This is a genomic window from Saccharopolyspora aridisoli, from assembly GCF_004348445.1.
Lineage (GTDB): Bacteria > Actinomycetota > Actinomycetes > Mycobacteriales > Pseudonocardiaceae > Saccharopolyspora > Saccharopolyspora aridisoli.
Genome location: NZ_SMKV01000005.1, coordinates 134,829 through 161,322, shown reverse-complemented (window position 1 = coordinate 161,322; position 26,494 = coordinate 134,829). Strand labels below are relative to the sequence as shown.

The 26,494-nt window shown below is 68.8% G+C and carries 25 protein-coding genes; 14 read left to right on the top strand and 11 right to left on the bottom strand.

Annotated features, from left to right (window positions below):
• Window positions 1-163: 163 nt before the first annotated feature.
• Entirely contained in the window at window positions 164-895 is a 732-nt protein-coding gene (locus tag E1161_RS05830) for a DUF4383 domain-containing protein (protein ID WP_235874812.1), read from the bottom strand.
• A gap of 270 nt (window positions 896-1,165) precedes the next feature.
• On the opposite strand from E1161_RS05830, the gene recA reads away from it, so the two are divergent.
• From recA to E1161_RS05815, 4 genes are read left to right on the top strand one after another with little or no spacing between them, the layout of a single operon-like run.
• On the top strand, window positions 1,166-2,221 hold the full coding sequence (recA, locus tag E1161_RS05825; protein ID WP_132620344.1) for a recombinase RecA: 1,056 nt from the start codon (window positions 1,166-1,168) through the stop codon (window positions 2,219-2,221).
• Between the two features lie 17 nt (window positions 2,222-2,238).
• Entirely contained in the window at window positions 2,239-2,829 is a 591-nt protein-coding gene (locus tag E1161_RS05820) for a regulatory protein RecX (RefSeq protein ID WP_132620342.1), read from the top strand.
• A gap of 44 nt (window positions 2,830-2,873) precedes the next feature.
• The gene (locus E1161_RS27040) at window positions 2,874-3,014 is read left to right on the top strand and encodes a hypothetical protein (RefSeq protein ID WP_165939699.1); all 141 of its coding nucleotides are present in this window, start codon (window positions 2,874-2,876) and stop codon (window positions 3,012-3,014) included.
• Between the two features lie 51 nt (window positions 3,015-3,065).
• Window positions 3,066-3,725 (top strand): HAD family hydrolase, encoded by a 660-nt coding sequence (locus tag E1161_RS05815; protein WP_132620340.1) that lies wholly within the window; start codon window positions 3,066-3,068, stop codon window positions 3,723-3,725.
• A gap of 36 nt (window positions 3,726-3,761) precedes the next feature.
• On the opposite strand, the gene eda is transcribed toward E1161_RS05815, so the two are convergent.
• On the bottom strand, window positions 3,762-4,385 hold the full coding sequence (eda, locus tag E1161_RS05810) for a bifunctional 4-hydroxy-2-oxoglutarate aldolase/2-dehydro-3-deoxy-phosphogluconate aldolase (protein ID WP_132620507.1): 624 nt from the start codon (window positions 4,383-4,385) through the stop codon (window positions 3,762-3,764).
• A gap of 41 nt (window positions 4,386-4,426) precedes the next feature.
• Entirely contained in the window at window positions 4,427-6,262 is a 1,836-nt protein-coding gene (edd, locus tag E1161_RS05805; protein WP_132620338.1) for a phosphogluconate dehydratase, read from the bottom strand.
• Between the two features lie 178 nt (window positions 6,263-6,440).
• Between edd and E1161_RS05800 the strand changes: the two genes are divergently transcribed.
• Complete coding sequence (locus tag E1161_RS05800) at window positions 6,441-7,037, top strand: substrate-binding periplasmic protein (RefSeq protein ID WP_132620336.1); 597 nt, start codon at window positions 6,441-6,443, stop codon at window positions 7,035-7,037.
• Between the two features lie 51 nt (window positions 7,038-7,088).
• Here the strand turns inward: E1161_RS05800 and E1161_RS05795 are convergent, their stop codons facing one another.
• From E1161_RS05795 to E1161_RS05780, 4 genes are read right to left on the bottom strand one after another with little or no spacing between them, the layout of a single operon-like run.
• A complete protein-coding gene (locus E1161_RS05795) occupies window positions 7,089-7,949 on the bottom strand; it encodes an amino acid ABC transporter permease (RefSeq protein ID WP_132620334.1) in 861 nt (286 codons plus the stop codon).
• Window positions 7,946-8,605: an amino acid ABC transporter permease gene (locus E1161_RS05790; protein WP_235874811.1), complete on the bottom strand. Its 660-nt coding sequence runs from the start codon at window positions 8,603-8,605 to the stop codon at window positions 7,946-7,948. Before E1161_RS05790 ends, E1161_RS05795 begins: the two co-directional genes overlap by 4 nt.
• A 59-nt stretch (window positions 8,606-8,664) precedes the next feature.
• Window positions 8,665-9,564: a glutamate ABC transporter substrate-binding protein gene (locus E1161_RS05785; protein WP_132620332.1), complete on the bottom strand. Its 900-nt coding sequence runs from the start codon at window positions 9,562-9,564 to the stop codon at window positions 8,665-8,667.
• Window positions 9,565-9,598: 34 nt separating this feature from the next.
• A complete protein-coding gene (locus E1161_RS05780; RefSeq protein ID WP_165939702.1) occupies window positions 9,599-10,327 on the bottom strand; it encodes an amino acid ABC transporter ATP-binding protein in 729 nt (242 codons plus the stop codon).
• Window positions 10,328-10,614: 287 nt separating this feature from the next.
• Between E1161_RS05780 and miaB the strand changes: the two genes are divergently transcribed.
• Window positions 10,615-12,099 (top strand): tRNA (N6-isopentenyl adenosine(37)-C2)-methylthiotransferase MiaB, encoded by a 1,485-nt coding sequence (gene miaB / locus E1161_RS05775; RefSeq protein ID WP_132620328.1) that lies wholly within the window; start codon window positions 10,615-10,617, stop codon window positions 12,097-12,099.
• On the top strand, window positions 12,087-12,539 hold the full coding sequence (locus tag E1161_RS05770) for an Rv2732c family membrane protein (protein ID WP_132620326.1): 453 nt from the start codon (window positions 12,087-12,089) through the stop codon (window positions 12,537-12,539). The genes miaB and E1161_RS05770 overlap by 13 nt, the downstream gene beginning before the upstream one ends.
• 148 nt (window positions 12,540-12,687) lie before the next feature.
• On the opposite strand, the gene E1161_RS05765 is transcribed toward E1161_RS05770, so the two are convergent.
• Entirely contained in the window at window positions 12,688-14,013 is a 1,326-nt protein-coding gene (locus E1161_RS05765; RefSeq protein WP_132620324.1) for a DUF349 domain-containing protein, read from the bottom strand.
• Between the two features lie 588 nt (window positions 14,014-14,601).
• On the opposite strand from E1161_RS05765, the gene miaA reads away from it, so the two are divergent.
• The 4 genes from miaA (at window position 14,602) to E1161_RS05745 (ending at window position 18,973) form a co-directional block, all read left to right on the top strand.
• Window positions 14,602-15,513 carry a tRNA (adenosine(37)-N6)-dimethylallyltransferase MiaA gene (miaA, locus tag E1161_RS05760; RefSeq protein WP_132620322.1) on the top strand — a complete coding sequence of 304 codons (912 nt, stop codon included), beginning with the start codon at window positions 14,602-14,604 and terminating at the stop codon, window positions 15,511-15,513.
• Between the two features lie 9 nt (window positions 15,514-15,522).
• Window positions 15,523-16,365, top strand: coding sequence for a diaminopimelate epimerase (gene dapF, locus E1161_RS05755; RefSeq protein WP_132620320.1), 843 nt, complete (start codon window positions 15,523-15,525; stop codon window positions 16,363-16,365).
• Between the two features lie 153 nt (window positions 16,366-16,518).
• Window positions 16,519-17,952, top strand: coding sequence for a GTPase HflX (gene hflX / locus E1161_RS05750; RefSeq protein WP_207920129.1), 1,434 nt, complete (start codon window positions 16,519-16,521; stop codon window positions 17,950-17,952).
• Window positions 17,942-18,973 (top strand): esterase-like activity of phytase family protein, encoded by a 1,032-nt coding sequence (locus E1161_RS05745; protein WP_235874809.1) that lies wholly within the window; start codon window positions 17,942-17,944, stop codon window positions 18,971-18,973. Before hflX ends, E1161_RS05745 begins: the two co-directional genes overlap by 11 nt.
• A 15-nt stretch (window positions 18,974-18,988) precedes the next feature.
• Here the strand turns inward: E1161_RS05745 and lexA are convergent, their stop codons facing one another.
• Window positions 18,989-19,699, bottom strand: coding sequence for a transcriptional repressor LexA (gene lexA / locus E1161_RS05740; protein ID WP_165939698.1), 711 nt, complete (start codon window positions 19,697-19,699; stop codon window positions 18,989-18,991).
• A gap of 249 nt (window positions 19,700-19,948) precedes the next feature.
• On the opposite strand from lexA, the gene E1161_RS05735 reads away from it, so the two are divergent.
• The 3 genes from E1161_RS05735 (at window position 19,949) to E1161_RS05725 (ending at window position 24,175) form a co-directional block, all read left to right on the top strand.
• Window positions 19,949-20,419, top strand: a complete 471-nt coding sequence (locus E1161_RS05735) for a LysM peptidoglycan-binding domain-containing protein (RefSeq protein WP_132620316.1) — start codon at window positions 19,949-19,951, stop codon at window positions 20,417-20,419.
• Window positions 20,420-20,678: 259 nt separating this feature from the next.
• Window positions 20,679-21,170, top strand: coding sequence for a transcriptional regulator NrdR (nrdR, locus tag E1161_RS05730; RefSeq protein ID WP_132620499.1), 492 nt, complete (start codon window positions 20,679-20,681; stop codon window positions 21,168-21,170).
• Window positions 21,171-21,349: 179 nt separating this feature from the next.
• Window positions 21,350-24,175: a vitamin B12-dependent ribonucleotide reductase gene (locus E1161_RS05725; RefSeq protein WP_132620314.1), complete on the top strand. Its 2,826-nt coding sequence runs from the start codon at window positions 21,350-21,352 to the stop codon at window positions 24,173-24,175.
• Between the two features lie 98 nt (window positions 24,176-24,273).
• Here the strand turns inward: E1161_RS05725 and E1161_RS27540 are convergent, their stop codons facing one another.
• Together E1161_RS27540 and E1161_RS05720 are read right to left on the bottom strand one after the other, a co-directional pair.
• Window positions 24,274-24,444, bottom strand: a complete 171-nt coding sequence (locus E1161_RS27540; protein ID WP_207920120.1) for a hypothetical protein — start codon at window positions 24,442-24,444, stop codon at window positions 24,274-24,276.
• Between the two features lie 214 nt (window positions 24,445-24,658).
• Window positions 24,659-25,936 carry an aminotransferase class I/II-fold pyridoxal phosphate-dependent enzyme gene (locus E1161_RS05720; RefSeq protein ID WP_132620312.1) on the bottom strand — a complete coding sequence of 426 codons (1,278 nt, stop codon included), beginning with the start codon at window positions 25,934-25,936 and terminating at the stop codon, window positions 24,659-24,661.
• Between the last annotated feature and the right edge of the window lie 558 nt (window positions 25,937-26,494).

Genomic DNA, 26,494 nt, shown 5'->3' with positions numbered 1-26,494 from the left:
CGCTCAGCTGTGCCGGTGGCGGAACAAGACGCGGCTTGGCGGACTCCGCAGGCCACGGCTCATGCATGCCCAGTGCACGGCGTCGCGGTGCCCTCGCCCCGAGACCGCTGGAGACCCCGCGGACCGGGAACAGCGGCGGCTTCGCCGCATTGCTCCACAGCTCTCAGCTCCGGGCCTCGTCCTCCTGCTGGAAGTCGGCCCACGGGTTCTGGGCGCTGAGCTGCTGCTGCTCGGTGCGCCCAGATTCGCGGTAGTGGGCGTAGGCGCGGCGCCGCTCCTGGCGCATGTGCTCGAGCCGGTCCGCCGTGACCCGTCGTCGCTGCTCAGGCGTGGCGTGATTCTCCGCGACAGCGAGTTCGTCGGCGCACATCGGTTCCAGTTCGGAGATCCGCCGCTCGTCGGCGATCACCGACCGGGAGTCCTCCTGGACCGGCGGTTCGTCGTGGCGGTAGCGCACGTAGGGGTTGTCGTCGGGGAGTCCGCCGCTGACCCGGCCGTAGAAGCCGAAGAACATCAGCACCAGACCCGCGACGAGGCTGAACAGCACGTTGCGCATCTCGAATGCGAACACGTTCCACGGGGTGTTGAGCAGGCCGAGGTTGATCAGACCGGACAGGAAGAACAGCACCCCGATGGCGGCCGTCGTGGTGGAGGCGACGGGGCCGCCCCAGGCCGCGGCGGCGACCAGGATGGCGCCGACGACGATAGACACCACGGCGAGCAGGCCGTTGCTGGACAGTCCCAGCACGTCGACTCCGTCGGTGGTGAGCAGCGGGACCCGGTTGGCGAGCCCGAGCACACCGAAGGCCATCAGGCACGCCCCGAACACGGCCGCGGCGATCCGGTAGAAGCGGTTCAGCGGGTGTTCCGGTGGTAGGTAGCGATCCATGCGCATTTCGGCACCTCCTGCGAGCGAGGTAGTCCCGAGTGTCCACCTGTCGCGCGCTGATCGCACTGTCACTCGACCAGGTGACGCATCCGGCGTGTCGGCCTGACGCTCGAACATCCGTTCGCTTAGTATGGCGCCACGGGACCGGGAAGAGCCGCAAACCCCGCGAGTCGGATTGTCGGTCCCAGCCCGTAGCGTCTGAAACGACGTGAACGACTCGCTCCCAAGAGAGTCGCCCGAAGACCCGACTCGAAGACTTCACCGAGGTGGACCCCGATGGCAGCAGCGACACCGGACAAGGGCAAGGCGCTGGAGCTGGCGCTCGCTCAGATCGACAAGCAGTTCGGCAAGGGATCGGTCATGCGGCTCGGCGACGACTCGCGGCCGCCGGTCGAGGTCATTCCTACCGGCTCCATCTCGCTGGACGTCGCACTGGGCATCGGCGGCCTGCCGCGCGGTCGTGTCGTGGAGATCTACGGCCCGGAGAGCAGCGGTAAGACCTCGGTCGCCCTGCACGCCGTGGCCAACGCCCAGAAGCTCGGCGGCACGGCGGCCTTCGTCGACGCCGAGCACGCGCTGGACCCGGAGTACGCCAAGGCGATCGGCGTGGACACCGATGCGCTGCTGGTTTCCCAGCCGGACACCGGTGAGCAGGCGCTGGAGATCGCGGACATGCTGATCCGCTCCGGCGCGCTGGACGTCATCGTCATCGACTCGGTGGCCGCGCTGGTGCCGCGCGCCGAGATCGAGGGCGAGATGGGCGACAGCCACGTGGGTCTGCAGGCCCGTCTGATGAGCCAGGCGCTGCGGAAGCTGACCTCCGCGCTGTACAACGCCAAGACCACCGCGATCTTCATCAACCAGCTCCGCGAGAAGGTCGGCGTCATGTTCGGCTCCCCGGAGACCACCACCGGTGGTAAGGCGCTGAAGTTCTACTCCTCGGTGCGACTGGACGTGCGCCGGATCGAGACGCTCAAGGACGGCTCTGACGCGGTCGGCAACCGGACCCGCGTGAAGGTCGTCAAGAACAAGGTCGCACCGCCGTTCAAGCAGGCCGAGTTCGACATCATCTACGGCATCGGCATCAGCCGCGAGGGCTCGCTGATCGACATGGGTGTCGAGCAGGGCATCATCCGCAAGTCGGGCGCCTGGTACACCTACGAGGGCGACCAGCTTGGCCAGGGCAAGGAGAACGCCCGCAAGTTCATGCGGGAGAACCCCGACGTGGCCAACGAGATCGAGAAGCGGATCAAGGAGAAGCTCGGCATCGGCGCCACCCTCGACGCCGCGAGCGGTGACAGCGCCGCCGAGCCGGCGCCGGTCGAGTTCTGATCGACGCCTTGGCACGGATGAACGACGAAGGAACGCGCCGGGGGAGCGGTCGTCGCGCCCCCGGCGGCGAACCTCGCGACGGCGAGGCGTCGGAGAAGAAGCCACCCCGCAAGCCCGAGGACCCCGCTGCCCAGGCCCGCGACATCGTGTACCGGTTGCTGGCCAGTCGTGCTCGCAGTCGGCTCGAACTGCGGCAGGCGTTGCTGCGCAAGGACATCGACGAGGACATCGCCGACGGAGTGCTGCAGAAGTTCGTCGACGCGGGCCTCATCGACGACGCCTCGTTCGCCGAGGAATGGGTGAACCAGCGCCAGCGCTCCCAAGGCCTGGGCCGCAAGGCGCTGGGTTTCGAGCTGCGGCGCAAAGGTGTCGAGGAGCACCTCGTGGAATCGGCTCTTTCCAGCGTGGACAACGATGCCGAGGCCGAGCGCGCTCGCGAACTGGTGCAGCGCAAGCTGCGCAGCACGGGATCGCTCGACTACACCGCGAAGGTGCGCCGCCTGGTCGGCATGCTCGCCCGCAAGGGCTACTCCGAAGGCCTGGCCTACCGCATCGTCAAGGAGGAGATCGAGGACGTCGGCGACGCAGCGGGCTCCGACTCCTCCTGACACCCGCGGATTCTGGGCCGTTGGGGGGAAACCGGGTGAATCCCGTGAGCGGGGCTGGTCGCTCTCCCCAGGCTTCAGCGCGCCGCGTGGACCGGCGCAGCGGACGCCGGTCGCGCTCGACGAACCTCAGCGTGCAGCCGACGTTCGCAGCTGAGGAGATCGCCTACTTCTCCGGACCGATCTGACTGTGGGACGTGGGTACCAGAACCCGGTGGCGCATCGTAGGGTCCTTGGTCATGACGAAGTCGAGGAGCCCGCAGCACATCGTGTGGGACTGGAACGGAACACTTCTTGACGACAACCACGCGGTGGTGTCCGCGGTGAACAGTGTGTGCTCCCGGTTCGACCGGGAGCACATCGACATCGACGAGTGGCGCGCGATCTACAGCCGGCCGCTGCGCACCTGCTACGAAACACTCCTGCGGCAAGTGATCACCGAGGACGACTGGGCCCGCGTCGACGAGCTCTACCACGTCGCTTACCGGGATCTGCTGGATTCCTGCGGCATGACCGAGGGCGTGCCGCACGTGCTGGAGGACTGGGCGGCGACCGGCCGGTCCCAGTCGCTGCTGTCGATGTGGTTCCACGACGAGCTGGTCGAGCTCGTCACGGCCCGCGGCCTGCACGAGTTCTTCGATCGGATGGACGGCCTGCGCACCTCGGTGGGAGGCGGCTCCAAGGACGAGCACCTGCGCGCCCACCTCAAGGTGCAAGAGCTCGATCCGGCCGAGGTGGTGCTCATCGGCGATGTCCTCGACGACGCCCACGCGGCCGAACAGGCCGGTGCGCAGTGCGTTCTGGTGACGACCGGTGTGATGGACCGCCGCAAGCTGGAGAAGTCCGGATACCCGGTCGTGGACTCGATCCCGGAGGCTCTCGAGCTGCTCGCGGCGTGAAGCCGGGGGCGCCCGCCCGTGCGGGCGCCCCGAGCATCAGCGCAGTGCGGCGGCCTCGGCGGCCAGCTGCTCGATCTTCGCCCACTCGCCCGCGGCCAGCAGGTCCTTCGGAGCGAGCCAGGAGCCGCCGACGCAGCCGACGTTGGGCAGCGCCAGGTAGTCCGGCGCGGTCGCCGGGCTGATCCCACCTGTCGGGCAGAACCGCAGTTGCGGCAGGGGTCCGGCGATGCCCTTGAGGAACGGCACCCCACCGCTTGGCTCGGCGGGGAAGAACTTCATCGCGCTCGCCCCGCGCTCGGCCAGCCGCATCGCCTCGGACACCGTTCCGGCACCCGCCAGGTACGGCACTCCGGAGGCGTCCAGGTCGTCCAGCAACCGGTCGGTGGTGCCGGGGGTGACCAGGTAGCGGGCACCGGCGTCAGCGGCCTGCTTGGCCTGGCCCACCTCGGTGATCGTGCCCGCCCCGGCGACCATGTCGGGCACCTCGGCCGCGATGCGTTCGATGGCCGGGAGACCGGCCGGAGTGCGCAGGGTGACCTCGATGGTCCGGATTCCGCCGCGCAGCAGCGCTTCGGCCAGCGGGACGGCGTGCTCGGCGTCGTCGAGGGCCACGACCGGCACCACGGGCGCCAGGTCGAAGACGTCGGCTGCGGTGTTCATCTGCTCGTCCAATCGCGTCGGGGCGGTGGTTCCGCCGCTGGTCATACTCGCACCTGCGGTTGCGCCTGCCCGAACACGCTCGCGCCTTGGTCGGCGCGGCCGACGGCCTGGCGGAAGGCGGCGAACAGTTCGCGGCCGGTGCCGAACGGTGCCGGGTCCGCCCCGCGGGCGGGTTGCCGCGCGGTGAGCTCGTCGTCCGGCACGAGGGCTTCCAGCGTGCCCCGGTCGGCGTCGAGCCGGATCACGTCGCCGTCCTGGATGCGGGAGAGCGGTCCGCCCGCAGTGGCTTCCGGGGTGAGCTGGATGGCGGCCGGGATCTTGCCGGAGGCGCCCGACATCCGGCCGTCGGTGACCAGCGCGACCTGGTGCCCGCGATCCATCAGCACGCCCAGCGCAGGGGTGAGGCCGTGCAGCTCGGGCATGCCGTTGGCCTGCGGACCCTGGTTGCGGATCACGACCACGACGTCGTGGTCGATCTCGCCCGCGGAGAAGGCGGCGGTGAAGTCGTGCTGTTCGTCGAAGACCCGCGCGGGCGCGGTGACGGTGCGGTGCGTGGCGGCCACCGCCGACACCTTGATCACCGCACGCCCGAGGTTGCCCTCCAGCACCCGCAGTCCGCCGTCGGGCGCGAACGGGTCGTCAACGCCGCGCAGCACGTCGGTGTCCAGGCTCTTGGCAGGGCCATCGCGCCACACCAGCTCGCCGTCGTCCAGGAACGGCTGCTGCCGGTAGCGGTCCAGGCCGGGCCCGGCGACGGTCTTGACGTCGGCGTGCAGCAGGCCCGCGTCGAGCAGTTCGCCGATCAGCGTCTGCACGCCACCGGCCGCCGCGAAGTGGTTGATGTCGGCGGATCCGTTCGGGTAGACCTTCGCCAGCGACGGCACGACCGCGGACAGCTCGGAGAAGTCGTCCCAGGTCAGCTCGATGCCCGCGGCCGCGGCGATGGCCGGCAGGTGCAGCGTGTGGTTGGTCGAGCCGCCGGTGGCCAGCAGTGCGACCACTGCGTTGACGATCGCCTTCTCGTCGAGGAGCTCACCGATGGGTGTGCGCCCCTCGTTCTGGCCGAGCCGCACGACCTGGCGGCCGGCTTCCTCGGTGAGCGCCTTGCGCAGCGGGGTGCCCGGTGGCACGAAGCTGGAGCCGGGCAGGTGCAGGCCCATGACCTCGACGACCAGCTGGTTGGAGTTGGCGGTTCCGTAGAACGTGCAAGTGCCGGGGGAGTGGTAGGAGGCGGACTCGGCCTCCAGCAGGTCCTCGCGGGTGGCCTTGCCTTCGGCGAAGAGCTGCCGGATGCGGCTCTTCTCGCGGTTGGGCAGGCCCGAGGGCATGGGTCCGGCCGGCACCAGCAGGGTCGGGAGGTGACCGAACGCCAGCGCGCCGATCAGCAGGCCGGGCACGATCTTGTCGCACACCCCGAGCATCAGCGCCCCGTCGAACATCTCGTGGGACAGCGCAACGCCGGTGGCCATCGCGATCACGTCGCGGGAGAACAGGGACAGCTCCATGCCGGTGCGGCCCTGGGTGATCCCGTCGCACATCGCAGGTACACCGCCCGCGAACTGCGCGACACCGCCCGCTTCGCGCACCGAGTCCTTCAGCCACGCCGGGAACTCGTTGTAGGGCTGGTGCGCGGAGAGCATGTCGTTGTATGCCGACACGATCGCCACCCCGGGCTTGCTGACGCCGCGCACCGCGAGCCGGTCGGAGCCGCTGCATGCGGCGAAACCGTGCGCGAGGTTGCTGCAGGGCAGTTCGGCCCGGACCGGGCCTTGCGCAGCTGCGGCGGTGATGCGTTCGAGGTAGGCGGAGCGGGTCTGCTCGCTGCGTTCTGCGATGCGGCGGGTGACCTGCTCGACGACGGCGTGCAGTGGCGCCATGATCGCCTCCGATGGTGAGCTGGACAAACGGGCGACGACGTTGGCGCCACATGGCGCGGGTCACACTAGTGGGTGTGGCTTGGATTTCACAATCGATCCAGTGCATGAGAACTCGATCCCGTCGGACACCACCCGTGCGCGATCATGGTCGGGTGGACCCGATGGTGGAGGAGTGCTCGTGAGGATTCGCCTGCTCGCAGTGGCGGCACTGGCCGTCGTCCTGACCGGGTGTGGGCAAGCCGAACCCGCAGCGCCGCCGCCACCGGTTGCACCCGCTCCGGAGGCGCCGGCCGCACCGCCGAGCGCCTCGGCGGGAGGCGACGTGGAATTGGGCAGCTCGCCGACGCTGATCGCGATCAAGCAGCGGAAGCGGCTGCTGGTGGGTGTGCGCGCCGACCAGCCGAAGTTCGTCACTCGCGACCCCGCGGGCGAGTACCGGGGCTTCGACGTCGACATCGCCCGCGACATCGCCCGCCGCATCGGTCTCGACCCCAACACCCAGGTGCAGTTCCGCCGCCTGCCGCCGACGCTGCTGCGCGACGCGGTCGCCGCGGGCAACGTCGACGTCCTGCTCGGCGGGACCGCGGACGTCCCGCAGCTCGCTGAGATCCCGTACGCCGTCACCGACACCGAGCGGAACCTGGTCGTCAAGGCCGACGACCCCGAGCTCGCCGAGGAGCTCCGGGGAATGCTCCGAGCCGCGATCGCTGACGGCACCTGGCAACGAGCCCACGACCAGAACCTGGCACCCCAGGGGATCTCGGCTCGTCCGTGACGTGAAGAGCGCCTCCGGGAACGGGTCTCGAAGGCGCCTGCTTCGCTGTGATCAGTTGTCGCGGCCGGTGTCCGCGACCGTGCTCAGCTTGCCCTTGCGGCCTTGGCTGAGGCGGCGTTCGGTGTAGACCGCCAACCTGCTCAACGCGTAGTTGATGAGGATGAAGATCGCGCCGACCACGATGTAGGTCTGGATCGGGTTGTTGAGGTTCTGGATGATCACCTGCGCCTCACGCACCACGTCGACGTAGGCGACGATGAAGCCCAGCGAGGTGTCCTTGACGATGACCACGAGCTGGCTGATCAGCGCGGGCAGCATCGCCCGGAACGCCTGCGGCAGCAGAACCGAACTCAGCACCTGACCGCGGCGCAGGCCGATGGCGTAGGCGGCCTCGCTCTGGCCCTTGGGCAACGCCAGGATCCCGGCGCGCACGATCTCGGCGATGATCACCGAGTTGTACGCGGTCAGGCCGATCACCAGGAACCACATCGGCGAGAGGTCCAAGCCGACCGAGGGGAGTACCCGGAAGGCGAAGAAGACCATGATGACCACCGGGATGCCGCGCAGCAGCTCGACCACGCCGACCACCAGCCAGCGGTACCAGGGCGCGCTCACGACGCGGGTGATCGCCAGCAGGGTGCCGATGACCAGTGAGAACACCATCGCCAGAGCGGCTGCGGTGAGGGTGCCCAGCAGGCCGGTGCCCAGCAGGCTCCACAGCGCCGTGAAGGTGCCGTTGGTCGGGTCGAGCAGCGGGCCCCACTTCTCGGCGGTCAGCTGCCCTCGCGTGCCCAGCGTGTAGAGCACCCAGCCGACCACCGCGAGCAGCAGCAGGCCGACCACGGCGCTGGCGACCAGCGAGCGTCGTTTCGCCTGCGGTCCGGGGGCTTCGTAGAGAACCGCGTTGGTCATCGCGCGATCGCCACCTTCCGCTCCAGGTAACCCAGCAGGAGACCGGCCGGGATGGTGAGCGCCAGGTAGAACAGCACCACGCCGATCAGGACCGGGAGTGCGGCCAGGCCGCGCGCCGAGGTCAGCGTGTCACCGACCGAGAACAGGTCCCCACCGACGCCGAAGGCGCCCACCAGCGCCGAGTTCTTGATCATCGCGATGATCACGTTGCCCAGCGGCGGAACCACCGTGCGCACGGCTTGCGGCAGCACGACCAGCGACAGCGACTGGCCGAAGGTCAGCCCCACGGCGCGCGCGGCCTCGGCCTGACCTGCCGGAACGGCGTTGATGCCGCTTCGGATCGCCTCGCACACGAACGCCGAGGTGTACAGCGCCAGACCGATGGTGCCGAACCAGAAGTAGGAACCGTTGATGCCCAGCTCCGGCAGGCCGAAGGCCATGAAGAACAGCACCACGGTCAGCGGGCAGTTGCGCAGCACGTTGACCCAGCTGGTCCCTGCGGCGCGCAGCGGGGGTAGCGGGGAGACCCGGAAGCCCGCCGCGATGGTGCCGATGACCAGCGCGAGCAGACCCGCCAGCAGGCAGATCTCCAGCGTGCGCACGAGACCGCTCAGGTACAGCGGCAGGTTGTCGATGATGACTTGCACAGATTCCACTCCGGCCAAGAGTTGAGGGTGCCGACCGGATCGGACGGCACCCTCATTCCGCTACGAGGTCAGCTGCAGGGGTCAGCCTGCGGAAGGCTCGGCGTCTGCTTGGACACCTTGCCTGCGGTCGCCTGCCACGCCTTCGCGTAGGTGCCGTCCTGGCCGGCCTGCGCGAGGGTCTGGTTGATGAACTCGCAGAACTTGACGTCGCCCTTCTTGATGCCGATGCCGTAGGGCTCCTCGGTGAACGGCTTCTCCAGGAGCTTGAACTGCCCGCCGCTCTCCTCGACCAGGCCCATCAGGATCACGTTGTCCGTGGTCACCGCCTGCACCTGGCCGGTGCGCAGGGCGTCCGCGCACTTGGAGTAGACGTCGAAGAGCACCAGGTTCTGCTCGTCGACGTACTCCTTGATCTTCTCCGCTGGGGTCGAACCCGTCACCGAGCAGACCTTCGCGCCGGTCGGACGCAGCGTCTCCGGCCCGGTGATCTGAGCGTTGTCGGTCTTGACCATGATGTCCTGACCGGCCTGGTAGTACGGTCCGGCGAAGCTGATCCGCTGCTTGCGCGAGTCGTTGATCGTGTAGGTCGCCACTACCATGTCGACGCGACCCTGTTCGATGATCTCCTCGCGGGTCTTGCTGGGAGCCTCGACCCACTCGATCTTGTCGGGGGCGATGCCCATCTTCGCCGCGACGAGCTTGGCCATCTCGACGTCGAAGCCCTGCGGTTTGCCATCGAGCCCGTTGAGGCCGAACAGCGGCTGGTCGATCTTGGTCCCGACCCGGATGGTGCCCGCTTGCTTGAGGTTGGCCATCGTAGTGCCGGGTTCGAACTGCACGCCCTGATCGACCGGGATTTCCGGAGCTCCGCCGCCCAGCTGGTTCTCGCCGCCCCCGCCGCAGGCGGACAACGCCAGGGCCAGCGATGCCGTCAGCACCGTGACCAGGCGGGATCTCTTGCCTCGCATCTGCTTACGCCTCTCTGTGCAGTGGTGGTGACACTCAGTGGGTGAGGATCTTGCCGAGGAAGTCCTTGGCCCGGTCGCTCTTCGGCTCGCCGAAGAACTTCTGGGGTTCGGCGTCCTCGACGACCTCGCCATCGGCCATGAACAGCACGCGGTGCGCGGCGCGGCGTGCGAAACCCATCTCGTGCGTGACGACGACCATGGTCATGCCCTCTTCAGCGAGACCGGTCATCACGTCGAGCACCTCGTTGACCATCTCCGGGTCCAGCGCGGAGGTCGGTTCGTCGAAGAGCATGACCTTCGGCTTCATCGCCAGCGCGCGGGCGATCGCCGCCCGTTGCTGCTGGCCACCGGAGAGCTGTGCCGGGTACTTCTGAGCCTGGTCGGCGATGCCGACCCGCTCCAGCAGCTTCATCGCGTCGCGCTGCGCCTCGTCCCGGCTCTGCCCGCGGACCTTGATCGGCCCGAGCGTGACGTTCTCCAGGATCGTCTTGTGCGCGAAGAGGTTGAACTGCTGGAAGACCATGCCGACGTCGGCGCGCAGTTCGGCCAGAGCGCGTCCTTCGGCCGGGAGCGGCACGCCGTCGATCTCGACGGACCCGTCGTTGATCGGCTCCAGCCGGTTGATGGCCCGGCACAGCGTCGACTTCCCGGACCCGGAGGGGCCCAGGACCACGACGACCTGCCCCTTGGGCACTTCGAGGTCGATCGACCGCAGCACGTGCAGTGAGCCGAAGAACTTGTCGACCGCGGACATCCGGATCATCGGAACGTCCGTGGGGGCTGCGGTCATCCAGTGCTCCCGAAGCGTCGTATGTGGATTTCGTTGGCCGAAACTTAAGCCTGTCGTAGCCGCGGAGTCCAGAGGTTGGAATCGATGCGTTGTTTCAACTCCGTTACGCAACGGAGTTAGCGTCGTCCGCCTGACCACCTAACGCGTCTCTGGATCGGACCGTTCGTTGCGTTCAGTAATCACCGAGGGCGTGTTCTTCTCGCTCCATCATCGGTCCGGGCGGGTGAATCGGCTATCTGACCAGGCGCTACCGTGGAACGGTGAGCACGAAGACGTACGAGATCCGCACTTTCGGCTGCCAGATGAACGTGCACGATTCCGAGCGGCTCGCGGGCATGCTGGAGGACGCCGGGTACGTGCGGGCCGACAACGGTCGGGAGATGCCCGCCGACGTGGTCGTGTTCAACACCTGCGCCGTGCGCGAGAACGCCGACAACCGGCTCTACGGCACGCTCGGCCACATGCGTCCGCAGAAGGACGTCAACCCGAACATGCAGATCGCCGTCGGTGGTTGCCTCGCGCAGAAGGACCGCGACACGATCGTCAAGAAGGCGCCCTGGGTCGACGTCGTCTTCGGCACCCACAACCTCGGATCGCTGCCGACGCTGCTGGAACGCGCGCGGCACAACCAGGAGGCCGAGGTCGAGATCCTGGAGTCGCTGGACGTCTTCCCGTCCACGCTCCCGGCCCGCCGTGACTCCGCCTACTCCGGCTGGGTCTCGGTCTCGGTGGGCTGCAACAACACCTGCACCTTCTGCATCGTGCCCGCGCTGCGCGGCAAGGAGAAGGACCGCCGGCCCGGCGAGATCCTCTCCGAGGTCCAGGCGCTGGTGTCCGAAGGCGTGCTCGAGGTGACCTTGCTCGGTCAGAACGTCAACGCCTACGGCGTGGAGTTCGGCGACCGCTTCGCCTTCGGCAAGCTGCTGCGCTCCTGCGGCGAGATCGAGGGCCTGGAGCGCGTCCGCTTCACCTCACCGCACCCGCGCGACTTCACCGACGACGTCATCGAGGCGATGGCCGAGACGCCCAACGTCTGCCCGCAGCTGCACATGCCGTTGCAGTCCGGCTCGGACCGCGTCCTCAAGGCGATGCGCCGCTCCTACCGCAGCGAGCGCTTCCTCGACATCGTGGGCAAGGTCCGCGCGGCCATGCCGGAGGCGGCCATCACCACCGACATCATCGTGGGCTTCCCCGGGGAGACCGAGGAGGACTTCGAGGCCACGATGGAGGTCGTGCGCCGCGCCCGGTTCTCCAGCGCCTTCACCTTCCAGTACTCCAAGCGACCGGGCACGCCCGCTGCGGACATGCCCGACCAGCTGCCCAAGGAGGTCGTCCAGCAGCGCTACGACCGCCTGGTCGCGCTGCAGAACGAGATCTCCTGGGACGAGAACAAGGAGATCGTCGGTCGCGAAGTCGAGCTGCTGGTCGCCGAAGGGGAGGGCCGCAAGGACGCCGAGACCCATCGGCTCTCCGGCCGCGCCCGCGACGGCCGCCTGGTGCACTTCACGCCCACCGGCGCGCTCGACGGCGGGGTCCGGCCCGGTGACCTCGTGCGGACCACGATCACCCGCGCCGCCCCGCACCACTTGGTCGCCGACGCCGACGTCTCGGCTCACCGCCGGACCCGGGCGGGCGACCACTGGGAAGAGGGCGTGCGCCCCAAGACCTCCGGGGTCAGCCTCGGACTGCCCTCCATCGGTGCGCCGGCTCCGCAGCCGGCGGCGCAGCAGGGATGTGCGTGTTGAGCGAGGAACAGGACGTCCAGAGCCGCGGTGAGGTGCTGCGGCGGTTCGACCCGGGCACCAAGTCGCTGGTCATCGCCACGGTGATGCTGGTGCTCGTGGTGTGCTCGCTGCTCCCGTGGGTGGGCGGCAGTCCCGGGTGGGAGGTGCTGACCGGGCAGGCGGATCCGGCGCTGGAGGTGGGGCTGCTGCCGCGGCTGTTCGCGATCAACTCCGCGATCGTCGGCCTGGGCTTCGGCGCGCTGGCGCTGATCACCCGCCGCTGGGGCGCGGCCTTCCTGGCGGGTGTGGCCGGGCTCGTGGTCACCTTCGAAGGCGTGATCGCGATCTGGTCCCGCCAGACCAGCGGCCAGGCGGGGCCCGGCCTCGGCCTGGTGCTCGCGGTCGTCTGCATGGCCGTCCTGGCGGTCCAGTGGATGCGCATCGTCTGGTCGCGCGACTGAGTCCCGAGCGGTCCTGCTCCGCGTTCTGACCGGACAGTTCGCACCACCGTCCGCAGAGCGATGACGCCCGCACCGAGGCCGGTGCGGGCGTCGTCGTTGCGATGACGCCCGCACCGAGGCCGGTGCGGGCGTCGTCGTTGCGCGCACGTCAGCGGTGAGCGATGGCCTGTTCCGCGGCATGCAGCCATTCGCGCCACTGGGCGGCCTGCTCGTCGGCCTTCTTCGCACGGCGCTCGTCGCCTGCGGCGCGGGCCTTCTCCGCCTGCGCCTCGAACTGCTCCACGCGGTCGCGGAACTGGTCGACGCGGGCCTGGGCCTCCGGGTCGGTGCGGCGCCACTGAGCGTCGACGGCGTCGCGGACCTTGTCGGCCACGCCGCGAAGCCTGCCCTCCAGCTCGCGCATCCGCTCGCGCGGCACCTTGCCGATCTCGTCCCAGCGCTCCTGCACCCGCTGCAGCTGCGCCTGCGCGGCCTTCAGATCAGCCGACGGGTCGATCTGCTCCGCCTCGACCAGCAGTTCTTCCTTGAGCTTGGCGTTGGCCGCGAACTCGGCGTCGCGCTCGGAGAACGCCTCCGACCGGCGGCTGAAGAACCGGTCCTGCGCGGTCCGGAAGCGCTGCCAGAGCGCCTCATCGCTGTCCTTGGGCGCGCGTCCGGCGGCCTTCCAGTCGGCCATCAGCTGCTTGTAGCGGTTCGCCGTGTCGCCCCAGTCGTTGGACTCGGTGAGCGCCTCGGCCTCCTCGACCAGCTCCTGCTTGTGGGCCTTGGCCGCCGCGCGCTGGCGGTCCAGCTCGGCGAAGTGCGAGCCGCGACGGCGGCTGAAGGCGTCGCGGGCCTTGGAGAACCGCCGCCACAGCTGCTCGTCGGTCTTGCGGTCGACGCCGCGGACCTTCTTCCACTCGTCGAGGATCTGGCGCAGGCGGTCGCCGGCCGACTTCCAGTGCGTCGCCTCGTGGGCGATCTCCTCGGCCTCGGCGACCAGCGCCTCCTTGCGGGCGATCGCCTCGGCGCGAGCGCGCTCCTTCTCGTGCTTGGCGCCCTCGACCGCTTCCTCGGCGCGGGCCAGCAGGTGCTCGATGCGGGCACCCAGAGCGGCCAGATCGCCGATCACTGCAGCCTCGGCCAACGATTCCTGCAGGTGCTTGGCGCTGGTCAGCGTGTGCTTGGGCTCGCCGGCGTGGGTGCTCAGCCGGGTCTCCAGCAGCTCGACCTCGGTGACCATGTCGTCGAACTTGCGCGCGTAGAGGGCGAGGCCTTCCGCCGCATCACCGGCCTGCCAGGAACCGATCGCCCGCTCACCGTCGGCAGTGCTCACGTACACCGTTCCGTCGGCGTCCAACCGTCCCCACTTGGAGGGGTTCGCGGAAGCCTTCGGTACTGCGGGCGCGACCGCGGGTGACCCGGTGCTGCTGCTGGTCGAGTCCGCGACCGCCTTGCTGGCGACCGACTCGGGGGTCGTGTCCTGGTGCGTCATGGCCGGCTTCCTCCTTGCGTGCCCGCTTCGATGCCCGTGCCAGCCACGGGCGCCCCACGTCGGCGGGGCCCAGCCAGCGTCAGCCCGAACCGTCGGACGGTCCGGCCTCCGCTGGCGCATTCAAACAGGTCAACAGCTGATTCGGTACTCCATACCCGAATCGGTGCCCGGCTGAAACCCAGGGGCCGTATGACCTGCACGGTCACATTGTCATCGGTCACCCGTGTGGCGGCAGCGAGCAGGGTACCGATGCATCGCATCGGTCCGATCCGCCGCAGTGCGCGGCCACCTGCTCCAGCCAACTCGCCCGTGATCTCATGCCGTGCACGAGTGCGATGACCCGTGTCGTCGTGCCGCACCCGCCGCTGCTGGTCCTCGCGCTGGCTGCGCGCCGGCGTCGAAGCCGAGCGGTTGCGGGGCGCCTGTTCGCGCGCCGTGTCCAGTCTGACGGATTCGAACGCCGAATGGGTGGCCGTTGGTGCAGATACGTTCGCCCCGATGCGATTCAGACCGCACACCGTTCCGAGCGGCGCCACGACCGCTCCGCCACGCGGACGGAACGGGGCAGCGGGCACTTAGAGTTCTGGTGTGTCTTCGCTCCCGCACCCCGTCGCCGTTGTCGGTCCCACGGCCACCGGGAAGTCCGACCTCGCCGTGCAGCTCGCCGAGCGGTTCGACGGCGAGGTGATCAACGCCGACGCGATGCAGCTCTACCGCGGGATGGACATCGGCACCGCCAAGCTCACCCTCGACGAGCGGCGGGGCGTCCCGCACCACCAGCTCGACGTCCTCGACGTCACCGAGACCGCCTCGGTCGCCGCGTACCAGCGAGCGGCCCGCACCATCCTGGAGGACGTGCTCGCACGTGGTCGCACCCCGATCCTCGTGGGCGGGTCCGGGCTCTACGTGCAGGCGGTCGTCGACGACCTGTCGTTCCCCGGGACCGATCCGCAGGTGCGGCAGAAGTACGAGGACGAGCTGGCCAAGCTCGGGCCGGTCTCGCTGCACCGGAGGCTCGCCGAACTCGACCCCGCCGCCGCGGCGGCCATCCTGACCAGCAACGGACGCCGCATCGTCCGGGCGCTGGAGGTCATCGAGATCTCCGGCGCTCCGTTCTCCGCGAACCTGCCCACCCCGGGCCCGCCCCGCTACGGCACGGTCCTGGTCGGTCTGGACCGGCCCGCCGAGGACCTCGACGATCGCGTCGACGAGCGCGTGACCCGCATGTTCGACTCCGGCCTGGTCGACGAGGTGCGCCGCTTGGAGGAGGAGGGGTTGCGCCACGGCCGCACCGCCAGCCGTGCGCTGGGCTACCAGCAGGTGCTCGCCGAGCTCGACGGTGCGGACGACATGACCGCCGCCGCGGCCGAGACCGCTCGGCTGACGCGCCGCTTCGTCCGGCGGCAGCGATCGTGGTTCCGCCGCGACGAGCGCATCAACTGGTTCGACGCCGCAGATCCCGCGCTTGCCGACGATGTCCGTGCACTGGTGAATCCGTAGACTGGCCACGTGCACGCCTTCGGAGGACCCGAGTACATCAAGGGCCACGGGACCCAGAACGACTTCGTCATCCTGCCCGACCCGCACGGTGAGCTGGAGCTCACCGACGACCGGGTGCGCGCCCTGTGCGATCGGCAGCGCGGTCTGGGCGCCGACGGCGTGCTGCGCGTGATCCGCGCGGGCAACCTGACCGACGCCCCGGCCGACGTCCCGTCGGACGTGTGGTTCATGGACTACCGCAACGCCGACGGATCCATCGCCGAGATGTGCGGCAACGGCGTGCGCGTGTTCGCCCGCTACCTCGTCGTGTCCGGCCTCGCCCCGTCCGGGGACCTGCTGGTCGGCACCCGTGCGGGCATCCGCCCCGTGCACACCCACCAGGACGGCCGGGTGACCGTCGAGATGGGACAGGCCAAGATCTTCGGCGAATCCACCACGACGGTGAACGGGACCGCCTTCGCCGGTGTCGCCGTCGACGTCGGCAACCCGCACCTGGCCTGCGTCGGTGACCACGATCTCGACGCCCTCGGCCTCGGCACGGCTCCGCCGCACGACTTGAACCTGTTCCCGGATGGCGTGAACGTCGAGTTCGTGCGGCCGCTCAGCGGTGACGAGGTGCGGATGCGGGTGCACGAGCGCGGTGTCGGTGAGACCCGGTCCTGCGGTACGGGCACGGTCGCCGCGACCGCCGCCGCGCTGCACGCCGCAGGTCAGACCACCGGTCGCCGGGTGGTGCACATCCCCGGCGGCACCGTCGAGGTCGAGATCACCGCCAGCGGTTCGACCCTGACCGGTCCTGCTGTGCTGGTCGGCGGAGGACGACTGGACCCCCACTGGTGGCAGAACCCGTGACGAGCCCGAACCCGCAGTTCAGCGCTGTGCGCACGGCTCGGGCAAGCGCAGCGAGTGAAAACGGGTCGCGCAGCGTGGGACAATGAAGGTGAGATGAGAGATTCCTTGACCGCATCCCCAGAGCTCGACCACGACGCCGACTTGGACCAGGACATGGCCGACGGCGACGAATTCGAACCGATCCTGGCCGGTGGTGAGCCTTCCACCGGCGAGATGGAACTGGAAGACCGCGCTTCGCTGCGGCGGATCTCCGGGCTGTCCACCGAGCTCGAGGACATCACCGAGGTCGAGTACCGGCGGCTGCGGTTGGAGCGCGTCGTGCTCGTGGGCGTCTGGACCGAGGGCGACGCCGCGCACGCCGACGCGTCGCTCGCCGAGCTCGCCCGCCTCGCCGAGACCGCCGGTTCGGAGGTGCTCGAAGGCATCATCCAGCGGCGCGACCGTCCCGACCCGGGCACCTACATCGGATCCGGCAAGGTCCGCGAGCTGCGCGACCTGGTCGCCTCCAACGGCGCCGACACGGTCATCTGCGACGGTGAGCTCTCGCCCGGCCAGCTGCGTCAGCTGGAGGAGAAGCTCAAGGTCAAGGTCGTCGACCGCACCGCGCTGATCCTCGACATCTTCGCCCAGCACGCCCGTTCCAGGGAGGGCAAGGCGCAGGTCGAGCTCGCTCAGCTGCAGTACTACCTGCCGCGACTGCGCGGCTGGGGTGAAACGATGTCCCGTCAGGCCGGTGGCCGGGCGGGCGCCAACGGCGGTGTGGGCACCCGCGGTCCCGGTGAGACGAAGCTCGAGACCGACCGCCGGAGCATTCACAAGCGCATCAGCAAGCTGCGCAAGGAACTGGCCGCGATGAAGACGGTCCGGGGCACCAAGCGCAGCCGCCGCGAGTCCAACGAGGTCCCCGGCGTGGCCATCGCCGGTTACACCAACGCCGGCAAGTCCAGCTTGCTCAACGCGTTGACCGGCGCAGGTGTCCTGGTCGAGGACGCCCTGTTCGCGACCCTGGACCCGACCACCCGCAAGGCGGTCACCCCGGACGGCCAGCCGCACACGCTCACCGACACCGTCGGGTTCGTGCGCCACCTGCCGCACCAGCTGGTCGAGGCGTTCCGCTCCACCCTCGAGGAGGTCGCCAGCGCGGACCTGCTGGTCCACGTCGTCGACGGCTCCGAGGCCTCACCGCACGAGCAGGTCGCCGCCGTGCGCGAGGTGCTCAGCGAGATCTCCGAGGAGCTCAAGTCGGAGATGCCCCCGGAGCTCCTCGTGGTCAACAAGATCGACTCGGTGGACGCGACGCGCATGGCCGAACTCCGCCGGCTGCTGCCGGAGGCCGTGCTCGTCTCCGCGCACAGCGGCAAGGGCATCGAGCACCTGCGCGAGATCATCGCCGACCGGCTCCCGCGCCCGGAGGTGTTCGTCGACGCCCTGATCCCCTACACGCGGGGTGACCTGGTGGCGCGGCTGCACAGCGACGGCGAGGTCGTCGAGGAGGAGCACACCCCCGAGGGCACCCGGATCAAGGCCAAGGTCCGCCCGGACCTGGCCCCACTGATCGAGCCGTTCGCGGCAAACGGTGCGGCCTGACCTAGCCGGCGGCCTGACCGGGGTCGCGCTGCTGTCCGCGTGCGCGGTCCTCTCCGGCGCGCCCGCGCACGCGCAGTCGGCTCCGGTCGAGCTGTGCACCGTCGAGGAATCAGGGCTCTCGGAACTGTCCGGTCTGGCCTCCGACGGGGACAACTGGTACGCCGTCAACGACAGCGGATCGCGGGCGCGAGCCTTCGTGCTCGACCCGCGGACTTGCGAGGTCCGCTCGCAACGCACCGGCGACAGTGATCCCTACGACGTCGAGGACCTGGCGTTGGCTCCGGACGGAGCTCTCTGGCTGGCCGACACGGGTGACAACCGGCACAAGCGGAAGAACGTGGCGCTGCACGTGCTGGATCGCAACGGCGGTTCCGCGCTGTACCGGATGTCGTATCCGGACAGTCCGCACGACGCCGAGGCGCTGTTGCTGGACCGGGCCGGAGTGCCGTACGTCGTCACCAAGGAGCCGCTCGGGTGGGCCGGGGTGTACCGGCCCGCGGAACCGCTGGACCCGAGGCGGACCGTTCCGATGGAACGGGTCGGTTCGGTGTCCCTGCGGGCGACCAAGACCCCAGGCGGACCGCTCGACGGATCGACGGGCTCGGTTCTGGTCACCGGCGGGTCGGTGAGCGCGGACGGAACGCTGGTGGCGCTGCGCACGTACACCGAGGCCTACGTCTACCGCTCGCCGAACGGGGACGTGCTCGAAGCGCTCAGAGGCGAACCGGTGCGGATTCCGCTCCCGGACGAGGAGCAGGGCGAAGCCATCGCCTGGGAGCCTGACGGCGGTCTGCTGTCCGGTTCCGAAGGCGGAGAAGCGGTTCGCCGCGTCGCCGGGGCGGACGGCGACCCGTCTGCTGAGATGGCCACCGATCAGCTCGCGCCGTCTGGCGGCGACGGTGACCAGGCCCAGCCCGCGACCGAGGAGGGCGGCATGTCCACCGGCCGTGCGCTGCTGTTCGCCGGAGTCATCGCCGCCCTGCTGGTCTACCTCATCAGCTGGCGCCGCAAGCGCTCATGACCGTGACCGCCTCGTTCAGAGGCGGCGCAGGACCGCCACGACCTTGCCGAGGATCTGGGCGTCGTCACCCAGGATCGGCTCGTAGGCAGAGTTGTGCGGCATCAGCCAGACGTGCTCGTCGGTTCGCTTGAAGGTCTTCACCGTCGCCTCGCCGTCGATCATCGCCGCGACGACCTCGCCGTTGTCGGCGTCGGGCTGCTGGCGGACGGCGACCCAGTCGCCATCGGTGATGGCCAGGTCGATCATCGAGTCGCCGACGACCTTAAGCAGGAACAGGGTTCCGTCGCCGACGATCTCCTTGGGCAGCGGGAAGACGTCCTCGATGGACTCCTCAGCCAGGATCGGACCGCCTGCCGCGATGCGGCCGACGACCGGGACGTAGGCCGGCTTCGCCTGAGCCTCGTTCTCCGGCTCACCGGCTACCAGCACGCCCACGGTGCGCGGCCGGTGCGGGTCGCGGCGCAGGAAGCCCTTCCGCTCCAGCACGCGCAGTTGGTAGGCGACCGAGGAGGTCGACGTCAGACCCACCGCGTCACCGATCTCCCGGACGCTGGGGGGATAGCCGTGCTCGCTCATCCACTCCCGGATGGCCTCCAGCACCTTGAGCTGGCGGTCGCTGAGCTCCTCGGCCGCGGTGGCCTGCTCGGGCACGGTGTCCACCTCGGCAGGGGAGTCCTTGATGTCGTCTACGCGGCCCCCGATAGAGCCGGTCGCATTTCTCGCCACCGCTGCCTCCTGAATCCGTGTGAACTGCGGTGCTGGTCTTCATCGAGCGGTGTGCCGCCCCGGATCTGGTCACCGGCGTTCGCTGTCCGCTGCTCGCTTTCCACAGTAGACGGGAGATACACGGAGATCAAACACCTGTTCGAGTTAATTTTGGCCCAGGGGTCTCGTGCTGGAGGCCACTCTTGGTACACAATCGCACGGAGGTTCGATCGAACAACCTTTCGATCGTTGTTCCGCGCGGGAGGCGACATGACCACATTCATCGACACAGTACGGCGAGTTCGGCCTGTTGAGCGGGAGTCGCTCGCCGGTCGGCCGGAAGTCGAGCCGATCGTGTCGCCCCTGCATCCCGAGGCGCATCGCCCACATGGGCGAGTGATCGAAACCCGGCGTCGCGTGCGGGCCGCCGAGGGCAGACCGTGCGCCCGGCCGGTTCGGGCAGAGGGCAGACTCGGCGAGTGGCTCGTGCTCTCCGGTGTCGCTGCCGCGGCCTTCCTGGTCGTGGTGCTGGTGGGGCTGTTCGAGTCGGGCGATGCGCGGGTGGCGGGAGGTACCACCGTTGTGCAGGTGCGAACGGGGGACACTCTGTGGGGCATCGCGACGCGCGTGGCGCCCGATGCGGACACCCGCGCGGCGGTCGATCGCATCGTCGAGCTCAACGGTCTCGGTGCGCCTTCCGCAGAACCAGGCAGATTCCTGGTGGTGCCGGTCGGTGGCTGACCGAACCCCAAGATGTTGTGGTTGACAGGGTTTTCCCAGTTGGAGCACGGGGTATGTCATCCGGCCGGGCGACACAGGTGTGTCGGTTTGCAACGCGCTCCGGCGCAGGTTTAGAGTCGACCACAACATCTAGTAGTTACGTCCGTGTGGTTAGTCCATAGATTGGGCTTCCAGGGTTCTGGGTAACCCAAGGACGTACGTGGTCGCGGGCCGGTGGGACCGGCTGACGGCTGCCAAGGGGGAAGGGGGTGAATTGCCGGTGCGGTGCCCGTTCTGCCGCGGGGATGACTCCAGGGTCGTGGACTCGCGCGAAGTGGAGGACGGCCAGGCGATCCGCCGCCGACGCTCGTGCTCGGCGTGTGGTCGCCGGTTCACGACGATCGAAGAACTGGTGTTGTCGGTCGTGAAGCGATCGGGCGTCACCGAGCCCTTCAGCCGGGAGAAAGTGGTCACCGGTGTGCGCCGCGCTTGTCAGGGACGTCCTGTAGAAGAGGACGCACTGCAGCAGTTGGCGCACCAGGTGGAGGAGGCGATCCGGTCCTCCGGCGTCGCCGAGCTGCCCAGCCACGAAGTCGGGCTGGCCATCCTCGGTCCGCTGCGGGAACTGGACGAAGTCGCCTACCTGCGCTTCGCGAGCGTTTACCGCGCGTACTCCTCGGTGGAGGACTTCGAGAAGGAAATCACCGACCTGCGGGCTGCGAAGGAGTCACTGCGGGACGGCGAGCGACTAGACGGGGAGTGCGGCGGTTGAGCAAGCCGCGACGGCGCGCGTCCCGCAGAGGGGGCGGAAGCGAGAAAAGCCATTCGCAGTCCCGGGCGGGGACGGCGAAGAGAACAGGGTCACGACCGAACCGGACGGGGAGCCCGGACGGGGCCGACGAAACGCGACGAGTGACTGAGCGAGCGATGAAGAAGGAAAAGGGGCAGGTCATGACAGAGACCGTCGGTAGCCCGGCCGGCGCAGCGGGGGAGCCGGAAGCAGATGCCCGCAAGGGCATCCGGGTCGAGCGCGTCTACACCACCGAGGGGGTGCACCCCTACGACGACGTCAAGTGGGAGCGTCGCGATGTGGTGATGACCAACTGGCGGGACGGTTCGGTCAACTTCGAGCAGCGCGGGGTCGAGTTCCCCGACTTCTGGTCGTTGAACGCTGTCAACATCGTCACGAGCAAGTACTTCCGCGGTGCCGTCGGCACCGACGAGCGGGAGAGCAGCTTGCGGCAGCTGATCGATCGCGTGGTGAAGACCTACGTCGCCTCCGGTGTGGAGAACGACTACTTCGCGAGTGACGCGGACGCGGAGATCTTCGAGCACGAGCTGACCTACATGCTGCTGCACCAGGTCTTCAGCTTCAACTCGCCGGTCTGGTTCAACGTGGGCACCAGCTCGCGCCAGCAGGTCTCGGCCTGCTTCATCCTGTCGGTCGACGACACGATGGAGTCGATCCTCGACTGGTACAAGGAAGAGGGCCTGATCTTCAAGGGCGGCTCCGGCGCCGGGTTGAACCTGTCCCGCATCCGCTCCTCCAAGGAGCTGCTGTCGTCCGGTGGCACCGCTTCCGGCCCGGTCTCGTTCATGCGCGGTGCTGACGCCTCGGCGGGCACCATCAAGTCCGGTGGCGCGACCCGCCGCGCGGCCAAGATGGTCGTCCTCGACGTCGACCACCCGGACGTCGGTGAGTTCATCGAGACCAAGGCGCGCGAGGAGCACAAGATCCGCGCGCTGCGCGACGCCGGTTTCGACATGGACCTCGGTGGCGCCGACTCCAACTCGGTGCAGTACCAGAACGCCAACAACTCGGTGCGCGTCTCCGACGAGTTCATGCGCTCGGTCGAGAGCGACAACGACTTCGGTCTGCGCTCCCGCACCGACGGCGACGTGATCGACACCGTCAAGGGCCGCGACCTGTTCCGCAAGCTGGCCAAGGCCGCGTGGGAATGCGCCGACCCGGGCATCCAGTACGACGACACGATCAACGACTGGCACACCTCGCCGGAGACGGGCCGGATCACCGCGTCCAACCCGTGCTCGGAGTACATGCACCTGGACAACTCCAGCTGCAACCTGGCCTCGTTGAACCTGATGAAGTTCCTGCGCGACGACCTGACCTTCGACGCCGAGCTGTTCGAGAAGGCCGTCGAGTTCGTCATCACCGCCATGGACATCTCGATCTGCTTCGCGGACTTCCCGACGGAGTCGATCGGCGTCACGACTCGCAAGTTCCGCCAGCTCGGCATCGGTTACGCCAACCTCGGCGCGCTGCTGATGGCCACCGGTCACGCCTACGACTCCGACGGCGGTCGTGCGCTGGCGGCGGCGATCACCTCGCTGATGACCGGCACCGCTTACAAGCGTTCGGCCGAGCTCGCCGGTGTCGTCGGCCCCTACGAGGGCTACGCCCGCAACGCCGAGGGCCACCAGCGAGTCATGCGCAAGCACGCCGCTGCCAACGACCTGGTGCGCACCTACCACCACAACGACAAGACCGTGCACAAGCTGGCCACCGAGGTCTGGCAGCAGGGTCTGGAGATCGGCAACCGCAACGGCTGGCGCAACGCCCAGGCGTCGGTGCTGGCTCCCACCGGCACCATCGGCCTGATGATGGATTGCGACACCACCGGTGTCGAGCCCGACCTGGCGCTGGTGAAGTTCAAGAAGCTGGTCGGCGGCGGCTCGATGCAGATCGTCAACCAGACGGTCCCGCGTGCGCTGCAGGCCCTGGGCTACCAGGAAGAGCAGATCGAGGCGATCGTCGAGTACATCGCCGAGCACGGTCACGTCGTCGACGCGCCGGGCCTGCGCCAGGAGCACTACGAGGTCTTCGACTGCGCGATGGGTGAGCGCTCGATCGCGCCGATGGGCCACGTGCGGATGATGGCCGCGGTGCAGCCGTTCATCTCGGGAGCGATCTCCAAGACGGTGAACATGCCGGAGTCGGCCACCGTCGAAGAGGTCGAGGAGCTCTACTTCGAGGGCTGGAAGCTGGGCCTGAAGGCGCTGGCGATCTACCGCGACAACTGCAAGGTCGGCCAGCCGCTGTCCGCAGGCAAGGGCGACAAGGGCGAGTCGGAGAAGGTCGTCGAGAAGCAGATCGAGTACCGCCCGGTCCGCAAGCGCCTGCCGAAGAAGCGCCCGAGCCAGACGGTGTCGTTCACCGTCGGCGGTGCCGAGGGCTACCTGCACGCCGGTTCGTACCCCGACGACGGGCTGGGCGAGATCTTCGTCAAGCTCGGCAAGCAGGGTTCGACCCTGGCCGGTGTGATGGACGCCTTCTCCATGTCGATCTCGGTGGGTCTGCAGTACGGCATCCCGCTGGAGTTCTACGTCTCGAAGTTCCAGAACCTGCGCTTCGAGCCGGCCGGCATGACCGACGACCCGGACATCCGGATGGCCAGCAGCGTCCTGGACTACCTGTTCCGCCGCTTGGCGCTGGACTACCTGCCCTACGAGAAGCGCGCCCAGCTGGGCATCTTCACGGTGGACGAGCGGGAAGCCCAGGTCAACAACACGGAACCGGCTCAGCCTTCGGACAACGTCGACCTGGACACCATGCGGTCCACGGTGGACTACGCGAAGGCCGAGGAGAAGTCCGAGTCCAAGCAGGAGCTCCGCGCGGGCAGCTCGACCGAACTGCTCGAGCTCCAGCTGGGCAAGGCCGCCGACGCGCCGCTGTGCATGACCTGCGGCACGAAGATGCGCCCGTCCGGTTCCTGCTACCTCTGCGAGGGCTGCGGCTCCACCTCGGGCTGCAGCTGAGGCGCTGAATGAGAGGAGTCCGGGGTGGGCGTGACCAACACGCCGACCCCGGACTCCGGTCGTTGCAACACCTTCTTGAACGCCCTGGCGGCTTCGAATCACTGCCCGGTGGACGGGTCATTGACAACCCCGACGTCGAGCGCTTCCCTGACGAGCTGCTGGGCGAGGGGACGATGGTGTCGCTCGTCCACCACTCGCTCGCGGAAGGTCGCATTCACCGACTCCCAGTGCAGCGACGTTCTGATCGAGCACGCGTACGGCTGGTTCATCGAGGACGGAACGGTCGGCCGGTCCGCGCTGGCGAGGCGTTCGACATCGGGATGCCTCGACCCCGACACCGGGGCGTCCCGCCGGACCAGGTATCCACTACGAAGACGCCTGGCCGCTGGTCCTCCAAGACGAGGGTTCCAGCTGGATCCGTGCTTCCACGGCGAAGGCCGGTGCGGTTCTCGATGAACCGCACCGGCCTTCGCCGCGTTCAGATCAGGCCTGCTTCTCGGCCAGGATCTTCTCCGTGGCGATGAGGCGAACGCAGATGGCGAGGCCCGCGGTGGCGGCCTCCACGTCGGCGAGCTCCGGGAAGGTCGGCGCGATGCGGATCACCGAGTCCGCCGGGTCGTGCCCGTAGGGGTGGGTCGCACCGGCAGGGGTGAGGGCGATGCCCGCTTCCTTGGCCTTGGCCACGACGGCCTTGGCACAGCCCTCGGGGACCTCGAGGCTGATGAAGTAGCCACCGGCGGGGTTGCTCCACTTGGCCAGCCCGGTGCCGCCCAGCTCGGCGCTGAGGATCTTGTCCACGGCTTCGAACTTCGGGCGGATCAGCGCGGCGTGCTTGCGCATGTGCTCGCGCAGGCCGGCGGCGTCGCGCAGCAGCCGGGCGTGCGCCCGCTGGTTGACCTTGTTCGGGCCGATGCTGCGCTTGGACGTCGAGGCCAGCCACCACTCGACGTTCGCGGGCGATGAGCCGAAGAACGCCACGCCCGCACCCGCGAAGGTGATCTTCGAGGTGGAGCCGAACACGAGCGCGCGGTCGGGGTTGCCGTGCTCGCCGCACAGCGCCAGCACGTCGGCGATCTCGGCCTCGTCATCGGTGAGGTGGTGCACCGCGTAGGCGTTGTCCCAGAAGATCCGGAAGTCTGGAGCCGCGGTGCTCATCGCGGCGAGCCGTCGCACGGTCTCGTCGGAGTAGACGGCACCGTCCGGGTTGCTGTACTTCGGCACGCACCAGATGCCCTTGATCCGGGAGTCCTCGGCCACCAGCTGCTCGACGACGTCCATGTCGGGGCCGTGGGGCGTCATCGGGACGGTGATCATCTTGATGCCGAGCCGCTCCGACAGCGCGAAGTGGCGGTCGTAACCGGGCACCGGGCACAGGAACGCGATCTCCTGCTCGGCGACCCAGCGCTGGGTGCCACCGGGCACGCCGTTGAGCAGCGCGAAGACCAGCGCGTCGTGCATGAGTTCCAGGCTCGAGTTGCCCGCCGCCAGCAGCTGGTCGACCGGCACCTGCAGGTCGTCGCTGAAGATCGCCCGCAGCTCGGCCAAGCCATTGAGCCCGCCGTAATTGCGCAGGTCAGCGCCGTCGGCGTCGGTTCCGCTGGCGAGGTCGAGCAGCTCGTTGGACAGGTCCAGCTGCTTCGGCGATGGCTTTCCTCGGGTGATATCCAGTTTCAGGCCACGCGCCACGAGATCTGCGAACTCCTGGTGGGCGCGGTCGCGCTGGGCGGTCAGCTCTTCAATGGATGAAGCTGGATCAGGCACCGGTTGTTTCCTTCGCCGTGTCGAGTAACGCGTCGGCAAACAGCCTAGCTCTCACCTGCGAACCGGTTCGAAACGGCACGCGGGCCCCTCACGCGTTGCGAACCGGATGTGACCGGTGGGTGCTGGTGCAAGCCCTCGACAAGCGGCATGACGGGGGGTTCATGCCCAGGTCAGCGGACACCGTCGGGAGTCGCGTGTTCTTCTTCACCGTTCGGGCACGGTGACTGTTCTCGTTGCCGCGGACGGTCTCCGCGCCCCACGCAGTTCCACGCCTCAGCGCCGAGATCGCGTCGGTGCAGCGCCGCTCGCCCGTGGTCGCGGCGCTGTCGGACGTGCGGTCGTGGTCATCGCGGTGGACGAGGTCGCCCACCGGCTGACCGAACTGGTGGAGGGGGCACCTGCCGGTCGGGTGCCGGATGGGCGGACCGCAGGTGTGCGCAGCCACGCGGACCTGACCCGCACGTACGTCGAAGCTCACGGGCTTCGCAGGCGGGTCTTCCTGCTGCGGCCGCCGGGCGCGGTGGTCAGGGCGTTGCGCGCTGGCGAGAACCTGGTCCG